This is a genomic window from Pseudomonas sp. NPDC096950 (genome assembly GCF_044762525.1).
GTDB lineage: Bacteria > Pseudomonadota > Gammaproteobacteria > Pseudomonadales > Pseudomonadaceae > Aquipseudomonas.
This window is the reverse complement of record NZ_JBIWEL010000004.1, coordinates 134,130-148,596: the sequence shown is the minus strand read 5'-3', so window position 1 is coordinate 148,596 and position 14,467 is coordinate 134,130. Positions and strand designations below refer to the sequence as shown.

Sequence of the window (14,467 nt, the reverse complement as noted above, 5' to 3'; positions counted from 1 at the left end):
GATTGCCATGTTGGATCGCACCAAGATAGGCACCGAATTCAAACCCTTCGTCGTTTCCGTTGAAAAGGGCCGGCTGGCGTTTTTCGTGAAAGCCATTGGCGAGCGCAATCGCATCTATCTGGACGCGCCGAGTGCCCAGGCCGCCGGTTATCGCTCGATCCCCGCGCCGCCCACCTATGCGTCGGTACTGGAAATGGAAGGTGACAGTGATCTGCCACCCGAAGTGCAAGCGTTGCAGCTAGAGGTCGGGCGGATTCTCCATGGCAGCCAGTCCTTTGAATACTTCGAGCCGATCTATGCGGGGGATGAAATCACCGTCGTGCGGAAAATCATCGATATGTACGACAAGAAGGACGGCGCCCTGGAGTTTGTGGTGACGCAGAGCACCTACACCAATCAACACGGCAAGTTGGTCGCCAAGGCCCAGTGCAACCTGGTCTATCGCAATTAAGAGGGATGTCTTTCATGTCGAATATTCAAGTGGGCAGTGAAATAACGCCCTTGCAGTTGCCACCTGTTTCCCGCCACACCCTGGCGTTGTACTGCGGGGCTTCGGGCGACCATAACCCGATCCATGTGGATTCGGACTTCGCGGTAAAAGCCGGCATGCCCGATGTGTTTGCCCACGGCATGTTGTCCATGGCCTACCTCGGACGCATGCTGACGAACTGGCAGCCGCAGTCGAAGTTGCGCACGTTCACCAGCCGTTTTGTCGCGCTCACCCAGGTGCATGACGTGATTACTTGCACCGGCTCGGTTATCGAGTTGTTCGAAGAGCAGGGCGTGCAACTGGCGCGCCTGAGCATTGCCGCCACGACCGGCAATGGCACCCAGACGTTACTCGGTGAAGCCGTGGTGGCGTTGTAACCCTCGTTAAACCTGGCGGTCGATAAATTCGCCATCCGTCCAGCGGATGGCGCACAACAATAAGAGGCAATTCATGGGTAGCGAATCGGATAAACCGGAACTGCAATTGTTCCGCCACAATGTGCGGCGCTTCGTGCAAAACGAAATTGTTCCCCACTACGAACAGTGGGAGAAAGCCGGCATCGTTCCCCGGGAGTTCTGGAATACATTAGGCCGCACCGGGCTGTTGTGCGTGGATATTCCCGAAGACTATGAAGGGGCCGGCGCGACGTTCGAGTTTTCCATGGTGGTGTCACAAGAGTTGGGCCTGGCAGGTTGCTCCGCGTTGGCCGGTAGCCTGGCGGTGCACTCCGACATCGCGGCGCATTACATTCTCAACGTCGGCACCGAGCAGCAGAAAACCACCTACTTGCCGAAGATGATCACGGGAGAACGCATCGGCGCCATCGCGATGACCGAGCCCGGCGCCGGTTCCGACTTGCAGGGCATCCGCACCAGTGCCAGGCGGGACGGCGATCACTACGTCATCAATGGCTCCAAGACTTTCATCACCAATGGCCAGCATTGCGATTTTGTCATCGTGGTCGCCAGGACCAATCCGGACGTGGCCGGTGCAAAAGGGCTGTCACTGTTCATCGTGGACAGCGACAGTCCGGGGTTTGAGCGCGGACGCAATCTGGACAAGATCGGCTGCCATAGCGCAGACACCTCCGAGTTGTTTTTCCAGGACGTCCGGGTGCCCGCTACGGCGATGTTGGGTGAGTTGAACAAAGGTTTCGTGGTGTTGGCGAATGAGTTGCAACGCGAGCGTGTAAGCCTGGCGACCATGGCGGTGGCGGCTGCCGAGGGCGCACTGGCGCTGACCGTGGACTACGTCAAGGAACGCAAAGTGTTCGGCGGACTGCTCGCGGATTTGCAGAACACCCGCTTCAAGCTGGCGGAAATGCACACCGACATGCGCGTGCACAAAGCCTTCGTCAACGAGTGCCGCGAGCGTTTTGAAGCAGGGACGCTGGACGTGGCGTCCGTGAGCATGGCCAAGCTGGCCTGCACCGAAATGCAGGGGCGGGTGGTCGATGGTTGCCTGCAACTGTTTGGCGGCTACGGCTACATGAGCGAATACCCGATCTCCCGTGCCTACGTGGATGCGAGGGTGCAGCGGATTTATGGCGGGGCTTCCGAGATCATGAAAGAGATCATTGCCCGGGATGTGTTGAAGTAAGAAGATCCCTCCAACCGATGGTGGCTAGACATGCTGGCCGCCATTGACCTGGATCTCGGCACCATTGATGTAGGACGCGCCATTGGTGCAGAGGAAATGAATCAGTGACGCGACTTCCTCAGGCTTGCCGAGCCGGTGCATCGGGATGTCGCGCGCCACAATGTCGTCAGTACCGGGGGAGAGGATGGCGGTATCGATTTCCCCTGGGGCGATAGCGTTCACCCGAATCCCATGTTGGCCGTAGTCATAAGCCATTTCGCGTGTGAGAGCAGACAAGGCGGCTTTTGACGCCGCATAGGCAACGCCGGCGAAAGGGTGCACCCGGGAACCGGCAATAGAGGTGACGTTGATGATGGTGCCCTGCGCCGCTTTCAATTCCGCGAACAAGCCTCGGGCGAGCAGGGCGGTCGAAAACAGATTGACGTTGAAGACCCGAAGCCACGTCGCATAGTCGGTTTCCAGCACCCCCAGTCGACCGCCCTCAGGCCCTTTCGGACTGACCCCGGCATTGTCGACAAAGGCGTGCAGTCTGCCGTCGCCAATCTTCGCCTTGATCAATTCGATACTGGCTTCGATGCTGCCGATATCCTCCAGATCCAGGTGAATGTGATTTTCCTGCCCGTCCGCCCACGGGCATTCGCTTCCCCAACTCTGCCGCGAGGCGGTGAATACGCGCCAGCCGGCTGCATTAAAGTGTTTGACCGTGGCATGGCCGATGCCTCGACTGGCGCCGGTCAGCAGCAATGTTTTCTTTTCGTTCATGGATCAGGCCTCGCAACTCATCGTATGCAGCTTTTTTTCCTGTTGGCGAAAATATCGGGCGGCAAAAAAGCCACCCAGCGGTATCAGCGCCGAGCCGAGTGCGCGGGCCAGGTCGCTTCTCTTCCATTTTTCGCTTTCAGCGGCGGTGATCACCAGCCAGCAATAAAGCAAAAACACCAGGCCATGCAACGGACCGATGATTTGTACCGCCGCCGGCCAGTCAAAAACGTGCTTGAGCGGAACAGCGACGCCAAGCAACAAGGCCAGGGTGCAGCCTTCCAGGAGGGCGGCATAGCGCAGCTGTCGCAGGATGCCAAGGGAGCGCGAAGTCAGGTCATTCGTCATGGGTGGTTTCTCCAAAGCGGGGCCTGAGTATGTCGACCTTGTGCCACCTCGCCAATTGGCTAAAATGCCAATCATCGACGGATTCAAGCCAGGTTCACCACCACCATGTCGCCCCAACCCAAACCTCATAAAGTCGCGATTCTCGCGTTCCATGGCGTGGTCGCGTTTGACCTCACCCTGCCGATTGAAATGTTCGAGCGCGTTCGCCTGGGAGCGGGGCAGCGCGCTTATCAAGTGATGGTCTGCGCACAGACGCGGGTGGTCAGGACGGAATATTTCGACTTGCAGGTGAAGTGGGATTTGAGCGACCTGATCCACGCCGATACGGTCATCGTGCCCGGCCTGATAGATATTGCCGCGCCGATACCCAAGGCACTTCTGGAGGCACTGAAAGCGGCAGCCGACGCGGGCGCGAGGATTGCGTCTGTTTGTACGGGATCGTTCCTCCTGGCCGCCAGTGGTCTGCTCGACGGATTAAGCGCAACTACCCATTGGTTGGCGGCGTCCGCGCTCGCTGCGCGATATCCCGCCATTACGGTCGATCCGAATGTGCTGTTTATCGACAACGGGCAGGTGCTGACGTCGGCGGGCGCGTCTGCCGGCCTGGATTTGTGCCTGCACATGATCCGGCAAGACCATGGCGCCGTGGTGGCTGCGGACACCGCTCGCCTGGCGGTGATGCCGCTGGAACGGGCGGGCGGGCAAGCGCAGTTCATCGTCCATGAACCCGTTGAATCAACGGGGACGTTGCAACACCTGCAGCAATGGATCGAGCAACAACTGGATCAGCCGTTGACCCTGGAACAAATGGCCGACAAAGCCTCGATCAGCACCCGAACCCTCAGCCGGCGTTTTCGCGAACAACTCGGCGTTACGCCCCTGCAATGGCTATTGCACGCACGGGTCCGGCGAGCGCAATGCATTCTCGAGACCACCGACATGTCCGTTGAGCAGGTTGCGTTAAAGGCCGGATTTGGCTCGCCGACCTCCCTGCGCGAACACTTCCGACGTGTCGTCGGAACCAGCCCCCAGGCATACCGCAACGCATTCTCCAGTGCGCTATCGCGACGCGGCCGGGCTTGAGCATCACTCCAGAAAGCTTCGATCAAACAGGTAGAGGCTGGCCGGCTTGAGATTTTCCAGGGTGGCTTGCGGGCGGCCGCCGTCACCGCTCTTTTTGCGGCCGGTTTCCTGCAGGTAGCCTGCCTCGGCCATTTTCAACAAGCGCTGGCGAATGCTGGTCTTGAGTACGGGACGCTCGAGCACCAACGAGAAAATGCTTACCGCTTCCGGTGCGCTGAATTCGGTGCCGAGGAACATCAGTGGCAGGCTGCTGTAAAGCGACTTCGACAGCAGTCGCTCCTGCACGGCGGCTACCAGGCTGTTGTGATCAAACGGCAGTTTTGTCGAGGCGTCGGCCACGTCCTTGAGCGGGAAAAACCCCTGATGCTCTGCAAGCTGCACGTCTTCGCTGACGATGGCGAGGTAGAACGTGGATGACGACCAGCAGCGCGGATCGCGGAACGCATCGCCGACGGTGCCGACCTGCTCGATCCAGGCCAGCGGCATGCCGACCTTGTTCGACTGGCGCAGACGCTCAACGGCATCGCCCAATGTCAGGTCTTCGACACCGCCGTTGACCACCATCCCGGGCAGCGCCCAATGGCCGGCGAACGGATCGGCTTCCCGCCGATTCAAGAGGATCTCAAGCGCCTGGGTTTGCCGGCAGTAGCGCAATACGCAGAGGTCGATGGTGTGCAGGTAGGCATTGGGGTGGGCGATGCGGTCAGGCATATCAGTTTCCGTGAGCAGCGTAGAGATCATAGTTTACCGGGTTCATGCCGGGAGCCAGCCATTGACTGGGCAGTGACTCGCCCGAGGCCAGGCGTTCGCGTATTTGTGTGCTGTGGACCTGGATTTTTTCTTCCACACAAAGGATGGAAAAACGCTCCAGCAATTGTGCACCGCGATAGAAGGTGGGTAACAGTGAGGCAACGTCCTGACCCACCACCAGTGCAACCTGTTTGCCATCCAGGGCCAGGCTGTCGGCGAGGTGGGCGAGCAGGGTGTAGCTGTAGATCGGCCCTTCGACGTTGCGTGCCACGTGCTGTTCGACTCGACTCGCACACAGTTCGGCGTGGCACAGCGGCTGCACATGTTCAACGATCGATTCCAGCCACTCCAGGCGCAGCTCGTAATCGGCCATTCGTTTGCCGTAAGGGTGCCTGAAGCTTGGGGCGACCAACACGCGTCGGGCCTGGGCTGACGCCTCGATCATCGCCTGGACATGACCGGCGTGCGGCGGATTGAAGGCGCCACCATAAAGGGCTATCTCAAACATGGTTGATCGTCCTGATATGTACATGACGTGTACCTTATCATCAAAATTTATTCAGGCGAAATGCCGCGTGTAGATTCAGCAGGATTACCGATAGCTATTATTTTCAAAAGATTACTTGTCTTGTAAGTGCATGACGTGTACCTTGCGATCCATGCACAGGAGAGACACGACATGAAAAGCCTGACCGTGAGCACCGCTTCCTTCGATGTTGATGCACAAAAGAGCTTTACGCCGTTGTGCCCCGATGAACTTCCCGTACCCGGAGGGGACCAGATTGGCGGCGAGCTGAATTTCATGGCTTCCCTCGGTAGCCTGCGGGTCGGCAGCAAGGACGCGCATTCGCCGCACGCCCCATGGGTGGTTGCGGAGCACTCGCAAATGCTCCGGCCGACCGGCCTCGAGCACGCCGACCTCACCTGGGTCAGCCACTGCATCCCCGGCACCGAAGGCTTTGGCTTGCTGGACGAGCTGCCGACCCCCTACGACTACGACTATTTCGTGTGGAAGGGCGTGGAGCCGGACCTTCACCCCTACGGCGCCTGTTACCACGACCTGCACGGCAAGCTGTCCACCGGCGTCATCGAATACCTGAGAAGCCGGGATGTCCGGCAGGTCATCGTCGGTGGCCTGGCCCTGGATTTCTGTGTCAAGACCACCGCGCTGCAACTCGCGGCCGCCGGTTTCAAAGTGATCGTGCACCTTCCGGCCTGTCGGGCCATCAGCGAGGAGGGCGCCACCCAGGCCATTCAAGACATGCAACAAGCGGGCATCGCGGTTACTGCGACTCGCAAAGAAACCGCCCAACTGGCAAACGCATAAGGACATCAACATGGACAGTGCATTCGATTCAGGCAATGGCGTAATCCAGAGTCTTCTGGACACCGATTACTACACCTTCACCATGATGCAGGCCGTCCTGCACCAGCACCCGAACGTCGAGGTGGAATACCAGTTCATCGTGCGCTCGAAAGAGCGGCTCGGGCACTTGATCCCGCAGATTCGCGAAGAGCTGGAGAAACTCGCCGGCCTGCAACTGCGCGAAGGTGAGCAGCGGTTTTTGTTCAACAAGCGTTTTCGCGAGTACCTGACACCGGACTTCGAACAGTTTCTCGGGCTGTTCCGCTTCAATCTGCGCTACATCCATGTCTCGGAAATCGACGGTCAACTGAACATCCGCGTCCGAGGCCCGATGCTGCATTGCATCATGTTCGAGCAACCGGTGTTGGCGATGGTCAGCGAGTTACGCAACCGCGAGAAGTACCCCGAAGCCGAACTGGCCGATGTCACCCGTCAGCTGTACCGGAAGTTCGAATGGCTGGAGAAAAATGCCAGTCGCGAAGAACTCGCCGAGTTGCGCGTCTCGGACTTCTCCACCCGCCGGCGCCTGTCGTTCCGGGCCCAGCGCGAAGTGGTGAACGTGATGCGCAGTGATTTCCCCGGTGTGTTTGTCGGCACCAGCAACGCCCACCTGGCCTATGAATTCGACTTACCACTGATCGGCACCATGGCCCACCAATGGCTGATGGTGCACCAGCAACTCGGGCGGTTGCGCGAGAGTCAGAACGCCGCGCTGGAAAACTGGGTGCACGAGTACCGTGGCCGGCTCGGTATCGCACTGACCGATTGCATCAGCACCGATTTCTTTCTCAAGGATTTCGACCTGTACTTCGCCAAGCTCTACGACGGTCTGCGCCAGGACTCCGGTGACCCGATTGTCTGGGCCGACAAGGTGCTGGCGCGCTACAAGGAACTGGGCATCGACCCGCGTACCAAGGACTTGATGTTCTCCGACGGCCTCAACTTCGAAAAATGCCTGCCGATCCTGCGTCACGTTCGCGGCAAGGCCAAATTCGGATTCGGCATGGGCACCAGCCTGGCGTGCGATGTCGAAGGTGTCGAACCGTTGAGCATCGTGATGAAGCTGGTTCGGGTTCACGGTGAGCCTGTTGTGAAGTTTTCCGACGACCCGATCAAAAACGTATGCGAAGACGCCTCGTTCCTGCGCTACGCGGCCCAGGTGTTCAACGTCACGATGATCAATCCACAATTGGGAGCCTGATATGACCACGCAACGGCAAGATACCATCGCCCGGGAACTGGGAATCAACCGCCAACTCACAGAGGGTGGAGAGGCCCCGGAAATCGCGCGGCGTATCGACTTTATCAAGCAGGTTTTACGCGACTCGGGTTGCAAGGCACTGGTCCTCGGGATCAGCGGCGGCGTCGACTCGCTCACGGCTGGCCGTTTGTGCCAGTTGGCGGTGGAGCAATTACGCGACGACGACTATGACGCGCGCTTTATCGCCGTGCGCCTGCCCTACAAGACCCAGGCCGATGAACGAGACGCCCAGGCTTCCCTGGATTTCATCCGGCCGGACTTGATCACCACCAGCAACATCGCCCCGTGCGTTGACGGACTGATGGCCAGTATCGCCATCGACGGCTTGCAGCCCAGCGCCGAACTCGTCGATTTTGCCAAAGGTAACGTCAAGGCCCGGGCCCGGATGCTGGCGCAATACGCCATTGCCAACTTCAGCAACGGGTTGGTGGTCGGCACCGATCACGGCGCGGAAGCCTTGATGGGTTTCTTCACCAAATTCGGCGACGGTGCCTGTGATTTGGCACCGCTGTCGGGCCTGACCAAGACCCAGGTGCGGCTGCTGGCCGATGAAATGGGGGCGCCGGCTTACCTGGTGCGCAAGGTCCCGACGGCGGACCTGGAAGATCTGGCGCCGGGCAAACTGGATGAAGCCGCGTATGGCTGCACCTACGAAGAGATCGACGCCTACCTGATGGGGGGCGCGGTATCGCCGCAGGCACGACAGATCATTGAAGGCGCCTACCTGAAAACCGCGCATAAGCGCGCATTGCCTTGCGCCCCGCTTAGCGGGAATCCATCGGTAACCGCCGTGTCTTGAACCGTCTCCTATACTGTCTCGCGTCGACAGGTTTAACGCCGTTCCTGAACGCCGTTGAGCTTCCCTCTGAACTCACAGTAAGGAGAACGAACATGGCAATCCGCATAGGCGACGAAGCACCGGACTTTACCGTTGAAAGCACCGAAGGCACGCTGCATTTCCACGAGTGGATCGGCGACAAGTGGGCGATTCTGTTCTCGCACCCCAAGGACTTCACACCGGTGTGCACCACTGAACTCGGCTACATGGCCGGCCTCAAGCCCGAATTCGATAAACGCAATACCAAGGTGGTCGGGCTCAGCGTGGACCCGGTCAGCAACCACGCGAGCTGGGCCAAGGACATCGAGGAAACCCAGGGGCATGCGGTCAACTATCCCATGATCGGCGACGAAAACCTGGTGGTGGCCAAGCTCTACGACATGATCCATCCGAACGCCAGCGGCGGTAACCGGACGGCAGTGGACAACGCCACCGTGCGTTCGGTGTTCATCATCGGCCCGGACAAGAAGGTCAAGGCGATGCTGATCTACCCGATGAGCGCCGGGCGCAATTTCGATGAAGTGCTGCGGCTGCTCGACGCCCTGCAGTTGAATGCCAAGCACACCGTCGCCACGCCGGTGAACTGGCGTCCGGGCGAAGACGTGATCATCCCGACTTCGGTTTCCGACGAAGACGCCCGCAAGAAATACCCGGACGGCTTCAGGACGGTGAAACCTTACCTGCGCACGGTGGCGCAACCGAAGTAATCCGCCCCGGCTTAAAAATGGATCTGTGAAAACAGGTCCATTTTTTTGCCCGATCACGGCGTGCTTGTGTCGAGCACGTTTTGCGAAGCGATGTACATCCCATGTGGGAGCGGGCTTGCTCGCGAAGGCGGTGTGTCAGTCAACATCTGCATTGCCTGACACAGCGCCTTCGCGAGCAAGCCCGCTCCCACAGGTTTTGCGTGTTTATATGCAATAGTTAAATATAGAAAATAGTTATGATCATTGTTTTTCATAATTAGGATAGATCAACAAAGCATTTCACAAGCGTATTCCCAACGCCTAAGGTCGTGCTTCAACGGCCAGCAGAGCTGCCATCTCCGGGGGAATATCCAGATGTCCACTTCACCACGACAACTCAAATTCGGCGCCATTCTCACTGGCGTCGGTACCGCTCAGAATGAATGGCTGCACCCGGAAATTCCCGGTGATGCGAGCATCGACATCGACTGGTATCGCCAGCAGGCGCAACAAGCCGAGGCGGCGAAATTTGACCTGATCTTCATCGTCGACAGCCCCTACATCACCCCGGATTCGGCCCCGCATTATCTCAATCGCCTGGAACCGCTGACGTTGTTGTCCGCCGTCGCGGGGGCGACGTCGAAGATCGGGCTGGTCGCCACCCTGACGACGTCCTATACCGAACCGTTCAATGTGGCCCGGCAATTTGCCTCGCTGGACCTGATCAGCGGCGGTCGCGCGGGCTGGAACGTGGTGACCACCGGGCTCGAAGGCGCCGCCGGGAATTTCGGACGCGAGCAGCACATCGACCACACCGAGCGCTATCGTCGGGCCGGCGAGCATCTGCAAGTGGTGCAAGGCTTGTGGGATTCCTACGAAGACGACGCCTTTGTGCGCGACAAGCAGAGCGGGGTGTTTCTCGACCCGCAACGCCAGCACCGTCTCGATCACCAGGGCGAGTTCTTTTCCGTGACCGGGCCGTTGAACATCGCCCGTTCGGCCCAGGGTCAACCGGTGATTTTTCAGGCTGGAGTTTCCGAGTCCGGACGTAACCTGGCGGCAAGCTTTGCCGAGGGCATCTTCGCCGGCGTGGACAATTTCGAGGACGCTCGCGACTACTATCAAGACGTCAAAAAACGCACCGCAGCGGCGGGCCGCAATCCCGATCACGTGACGATCCTGCCGGGCATCGCGCCGATCATTGCCGACACCGACGAAGAGGCCCAAGCCATCGATCGCCAACGCCACGGTGAACTGGACCTGCACAAGGCGCTGGTGCAATTGGGGCGGCCGTTCAACTATCACGATTTTTCCCAGTATGCCCTCGACGAACCGTTCCCGGACCTGGGTGATCTGGGCAGCAATGGTTATCGCGGGCACGCCGAACGCATCAAACAGGTTGCTCGTGAGCAGGGGCTGACCCTGCGTCAGACGGCCTTGCGCTTCGCCGCTCCGTTTTCGAATTTCGTCGGGTCGCCGAAAACCGTGGCCGACGAGATCGAGCGCTGGTTTGTCGAAGGGGCGGTCGATGGGTTCAACATCCGTGTCGGTGCCCCCGGTGAATTTGCCCGATTCACCAACGAAGTCCTGCCATTGCTGCGTGAGCGCGGCCTGTTCCGCAGCGAATACAGCCACAGCACATTGCGTGGTCACCTGGGCTTGCCGGTGCCGGTCAATCGCCACAGTGCCGCGCGTGCGGCACAAGCTGTTACCGTCATTGAATCTTTACAAGCAGTGGGTGCATAAATGTCTTCATCTTTGAACAGCCGCTATCGACACGGCGAGTGGCCGCAAGGCGCGCCGTGGAATGACGTCATCGAGTCACTGTTGCAGCACAGCAGTGTGCGCAGCTACCTGGACAAACCGTTGCCGGAAGGCACGTTGCACACGTTAGTCGCGGCCGCGCAATCGGCGGCCACCTCGTCCAACCTGCAAGCCTGGAGCCTGCTGGCGATCGAGGACCCGGCCCGCAAGGCGCGCTTGGCCGAACTGGCCGGCAACCAGGCGCATATCCGTCAGGCACCGCTGTTTCTGGTGTGGCTGGCGGACCTGTCGCGGATTGACCGCCAGGCTCAACGGCAGGACGTCGAACTCGACGCGCCGGCCTACCTCGATAGCCTGCTGGTCAGCAGCATCGATGCGGCGCTGGCGGCGCAAAATGCCGTGGTGGCGTTGGAATCCCTGGGACTGGGCAGCGTGTACATCGGCGCGCTGCGCAATAACCTCGCCGCCGTCATCGATGAATTACAGCTACCGCCGCTGGTGTTCCCCGTGTTTGGCCTGTGCGTCGGCTATGCCGATCCGACGCGTCCGAGCGCCGTCAAACCGCGTCTGCCGCAACAGGTCGTGCTGCACCGCGAGACGTACGGGCAACCCGTCGAGCAGCAGTTGGTCGACGACTATGACCAGCACATTGCGGCGTTCTATCGGGAACAGGGGCTCAGCACGCCGAGCTGGTCGCAGCAGGCGGTCGAACGCCTGCGCAGCATCCACACATTGAACGGGCGTGAACACATCAGCTCAGTCCTCAAGGGGCAGCGCTTCGAGCAGAAATGAGGCGATGGCCGGGATTACCGGCCACTGGCCGATTTGAACACCCCGCTGAGCACGAAGGCGTAGCGTTCCGGGCGGATAAAGAAAGTGGTGCGGTCGCAACAGCGGCCGTCGGCAAAGTAAGAGGTGCGTTCCATCACCAGCAGTGCGGCGCCGCGTTTGACGTTGAGCGCGCTGGCCAGGCTTTTGTCCGCTTCTTGCGCGCGGATTGCCAGGTCGGCGCGGGTGACCGCCAGGCCGGTGATCGATTCCAGAATCGAGTAGATCGGTTGATGCTCGACGTCCGTCCACACCACGCTGGCCAGCTCGGCCGGTAGATGGCTGCGGCCCAGGGCGATAGGTTCGTCATCGACAAAATGCAGTCGCTCCAGCAGCAGGCAATCGTCCGCTGCTTCAAACAACCCCCGCAAGGCTTCCGGAACGGGCCACAGCGTATGGCTGATCACCCGCATGCTCGGTTTCAGCCCTTGCAACAGCAAGGCTTCATGAAAACTGCGCAACGCATCCAGTCCATGCCGAACCTGTTTCGCCGCCACGAACGTGCCTTTGCCTTGCTTGCGCTCCACCACGCCGTCGTCACTGAGCTTGCCCACCGCGAGGCGCACCGTGACGCGGCTGACCCCAAAGCGCTCGCCCAGCTCGGCTTCTGACGGCAACTTGCCGGTGGGTTCAAAGTCGCCGCGTTGAATCTCTTCCAGCAAACGATGGGCGATCTGTTCGTAGAGCGAGGTGGTGCTGTCGCGAAGAATGGACGTGGACACGGTCGGCTTCCATGGCCTTGGAGTGGGGCGGTGTGCCTTCACTTCTAAGGTTATAAAAATAGGTTATTGGGACAACTTGTATTAATACGTATTATGTCAGGCATTCCCATTGTAAACGACCTGACGACACTTGCCATGCCCGAATCCTTGCCTTACGCACCGCCGCAAGCCGACGCCCTGACGGTCGATGACATCAGCTTCAGTTACCCCAACGGGCATCGGGTGTTCAGCGCTTTCAGCCTGAACGCCAAGCCGGGTGAATTCGTTGCGATCCTCGGGCCGTCCGGCTGCGGGAAAACCACGTTGCTGAATCTGTTGTCCGGTTTTCAGCAACCGCAAAGCGGCCAGATCAGCATTAACCAGACGGCGGTGCGGCCGGAGCGTTCGGAATTGGGCTATGTGTTCCAAGCGCCGCAATTGTTTCCCTGGTTGAGCGCGCTGGAAAACGTGCGTTTCGGCCTGCGGATGACGGCGCAGCTCAGCGAGGATCAACAGCGTGCGCAAGCGTTGCAGTATTTGCGGCTGGTCGGTCTGGAGAGCGCGGCGCAGCGCTTGCCCCATCAGCTTTCCGGCGGCATGCAGCAGCGGGTTTCCCTGGCCAGGACCTTGGCCCTGGAACCCAGCGTGTTGCTGATGGACGAGCCTTTCGCCGCGCTGGATGCCATCAGTCGCAACAGCATGAACGAAGAGACCCTGCGCATCTGGGCCGAGCTGGGCCAGACGGTGCTGTTCATCACCCACGATATCGACGAAGCGGTGTTCCTGGCGGATCGGGTCATCGTGCTCAACATCGCCCCGGGCGGCATCCATAGCGAACTGAATATTCATCTGCCGCGTCCGCGCTCCAACCTGAAAACCCGCCGCTTGCCGGCCTTTCTCGATTACCGCAATGAACTGATGGAGCGTATTTCCCACGTCATGGAAGTGTCCGAGGCCATCGCCAACCCAACCCGCCAACCCGAGTTAACCGCATGATCAAACGTTCGCTGCTTGCCCTCTCTTTGTCTGTTGCCGCATTGGCAAGCAGCACATTTGCCGTGGCCACTGAAGAGAAGCCCCTGCGTGTGGGTTATGTCTTCGCCATGGCCAACGCCCCGGCGCTGATCGCCGACAAACAGGGTTACTACCGCGAGGAAGGCTTGAATGTCGATCTCAAGGCCTTGGGCGATGGTCCGGTTATCCAGCAGGCGCTGGCCGCCAATGAGCTGGACGTGGCCTATGTCGGCACGCCGCCGGTGTACCAATGGTTCTCCCGAGGCTTGGAAAGCCGGATTCTGGCCAAGGTCAATTACGGGCAGGCCGCGGTGATTGTCGATGCCAAAAGTCCGATTAACAGCCTGGATCAACTCAAGGGCAAAAAACTCGCCGGGGTCAAGAAGGGCAGTGGCATGGACGTGCTGTTGCGCGGCTATGTGCTGAAGGAAAAGGCCGGGCTCAATCCCGACAAGGATCTGGACATCATCGACATGCCACCCGGCAACATGAACGCGGCGCTGGAGCGCGGCATTGTCGACGCGGCGTTTTCCTGGGAACCCTTTGTCAGCCAGTCGTTGCTGCGCGGGTCGAGCCGGATTCTGCTCGACGTCAACCAGGCGCTGCCGAATTACCCGTGGTACGTGGTGATCGCGCTGCCCAAAACCTTGCAGGAGCGGCCGGACGATGTGGTCAAGCTGCTGCGTGCGCACCGCAAGGCAATCGCGTTCCTCAACGAACACCCTGACGAGTCGAATCGCATCATCGCCGAGGCGTTCAAGCTTGAGGCGGTACAAGGCGCCGACTGCAAGACCATCGCCCCGGAAACCATCGTTGCCCAGGCACGCACCCGATTGGGCTGGTCGGCGGATTTGCAGGCTTCGGACATCCAATTCATCCAGCGCCTGATGAATTACTCCCACGACCTGGGCTTTATCGACACCACGCTCAAGACTGAGCAGATCGTGGATACCTCCTACCTGGAAAAAGCCTCGCGCTGA

17 protein-coding genes are annotated in these 14,467 nt (G+C 59.7%); 12 read left to right on the top strand and 5 right to left on the bottom strand.

The window, feature by feature from the left end:
• The first annotated feature begins 7 nt into the window (after positions 1-7).
• The 3 genes from ACIQY3_RS09510 (at position 8) to ACIQY3_RS09500 (ending at position 2,089) form a co-directional block, all read left to right on the top strand.
• On the top strand, positions 8-451 hold the full coding sequence (locus tag ACIQY3_RS09510; RefSeq protein WP_403018849.1) for a MaoC family dehydratase N-terminal domain-containing protein: 444 nt from the start codon (positions 8-10) through the stop codon (positions 449-451).
• 14 nt (positions 452-465) lie between these two features.
• Complete coding sequence (locus ACIQY3_RS09505; protein ID WP_403018848.1) at positions 466-867, top strand: MaoC family dehydratase; 402 nt, start codon at positions 466-468, stop codon at positions 865-867.
• A 73-nt stretch (positions 868-940) separates the two neighbouring features.
• On the top strand, positions 941-2,089 hold the full coding sequence (locus tag ACIQY3_RS09500; RefSeq protein ID WP_403018845.1) for an acyl-CoA dehydrogenase family protein: 1,149 nt from the start codon (positions 941-943) through the stop codon (positions 2,087-2,089).
• Between the two features lie 24 nt (positions 2,090-2,113).
• On the opposite strand, the gene ACIQY3_RS09495 is transcribed toward ACIQY3_RS09500, so the two are convergent.
• Together ACIQY3_RS09495 and ACIQY3_RS09490 are read right to left on the bottom strand one after the other, a co-directional pair.
• On the bottom strand, positions 2,114-2,851 hold the full coding sequence (locus ACIQY3_RS09495; RefSeq protein WP_403018844.1) for an SDR family NAD(P)-dependent oxidoreductase: 738 nt from the start codon (positions 2,849-2,851) through the stop codon (positions 2,114-2,116).
• Between the two features lie 3 nt (positions 2,852-2,854).
• Positions 2,855-3,283: a DUF3817 domain-containing protein gene (locus ACIQY3_RS09490; RefSeq protein ID WP_403018843.1), complete on the bottom strand. Its 429-nt coding sequence runs from the start codon at positions 3,281-3,283 to the stop codon at positions 2,855-2,857.
• Between the two features lie 18 nt (positions 3,284-3,301).
• On the opposite strand from ACIQY3_RS09490, the gene ACIQY3_RS09485 reads away from it, so the two are divergent.
• Complete coding sequence (locus ACIQY3_RS09485; protein WP_403018842.1) at positions 3,302-4,279, top strand: GlxA family transcriptional regulator; 978 nt, start codon at positions 3,302-3,304, stop codon at positions 4,277-4,279.
• Positions 4,280-4,282: 3 nt separating this feature from the next.
• Here ACIQY3_RS09485 and ACIQY3_RS09480 read toward each other — a convergent pair whose 3' ends face one another.
• Positions 4,283-4,990 carry an NUDIX hydrolase gene (locus ACIQY3_RS09480; RefSeq protein ID WP_403018840.1) on the bottom strand — a complete coding sequence of 236 codons (708 nt, stop codon included), beginning with the start codon at positions 4,988-4,990 and terminating at the stop codon, positions 4,283-4,285.
• A gap of 1 nt (position 4,991) precedes the next feature.
• Positions 4,992-5,537, bottom strand: a complete 546-nt coding sequence (locus ACIQY3_RS09475; protein ID WP_403018839.1) for an adenylyltransferase/cytidyltransferase family protein — start codon at positions 5,535-5,537, stop codon at positions 4,992-4,994.
• Positions 5,538-5,708: 171 nt separating this feature from the next.
• Here ACIQY3_RS09475 and ACIQY3_RS09470 point away from each other — a divergent pair, with 171 nt between their 5' ends.
• From ACIQY3_RS09470 to ACIQY3_RS09445, 6 genes are all read left to right on the top strand, one after another.
• Positions 5,709-6,356, top strand: coding sequence for a nicotinamidase (locus ACIQY3_RS09470; RefSeq protein ID WP_403018837.1), 648 nt, complete (start codon positions 5,709-5,711; stop codon positions 6,354-6,356).
• 10 nt (positions 6,357-6,366) lie between these two features.
• Positions 6,367-7,596, top strand: a complete 1,230-nt coding sequence (pncB, locus tag ACIQY3_RS09465) for a nicotinate phosphoribosyltransferase (protein ID WP_403018835.1) — start codon at positions 6,367-6,369, stop codon at positions 7,594-7,596.
• Between the two features lies 1 nt (position 7,597).
• Complete coding sequence (gene nadE, locus ACIQY3_RS09460) at positions 7,598-8,455, top strand: ammonia-dependent NAD(+) synthetase (RefSeq protein WP_403018833.1); 858 nt, start codon at positions 7,598-7,600, stop codon at positions 8,453-8,455.
• 92 nt (positions 8,456-8,547) lie between these two features.
• Positions 8,548-9,201 carry a peroxiredoxin gene (locus ACIQY3_RS09455; protein WP_054050904.1) on the top strand — a complete coding sequence of 218 codons (654 nt, stop codon included), beginning with the start codon at positions 8,548-8,550 and terminating at the stop codon, positions 9,199-9,201.
• A gap of 354 nt (positions 9,202-9,555) precedes the next feature.
• Entirely contained in the window at positions 9,556-10,926 is a 1,371-nt protein-coding gene (locus ACIQY3_RS09450) for an LLM class flavin-dependent oxidoreductase (protein WP_403018831.1), read from the top strand.
• Positions 10,927-11,736, top strand: coding sequence for an NADPH-dependent oxidoreductase (locus tag ACIQY3_RS09445; protein ID WP_403018829.1), 810 nt, complete (start codon positions 10,927-10,929; stop codon positions 11,734-11,736). It abuts the gene before it with no gap.
• A gap of 14 nt (positions 11,737-11,750) precedes the next feature.
• Here the strand turns inward: ACIQY3_RS09445 and ACIQY3_RS09440 are convergent, their stop codons facing one another.
• On the bottom strand, positions 11,751-12,494 hold the full coding sequence (locus ACIQY3_RS09440) for a GntR family transcriptional regulator (RefSeq protein ID WP_403018828.1): 744 nt from the start codon (positions 12,492-12,494) through the stop codon (positions 11,751-11,753).
• Between the two features lie 135 nt (positions 12,495-12,629).
• Between ACIQY3_RS09440 and ACIQY3_RS09435 the strand changes: the two genes are divergently transcribed.
• Complete coding sequence (locus ACIQY3_RS09435; protein ID WP_403018827.1) at positions 12,630-13,469, top strand: ABC transporter ATP-binding protein; 840 nt, start codon at positions 12,630-12,632, stop codon at positions 13,467-13,469.
• On the top strand, positions 13,466-14,467 hold the full coding sequence (locus ACIQY3_RS09430; RefSeq protein ID WP_403018825.1) for an ABC transporter substrate-binding protein: 1,002 nt from the start codon (positions 13,466-13,468) through the stop codon (positions 14,465-14,467). Before ACIQY3_RS09435 ends, ACIQY3_RS09430 begins: the two co-directional genes overlap by 4 nt.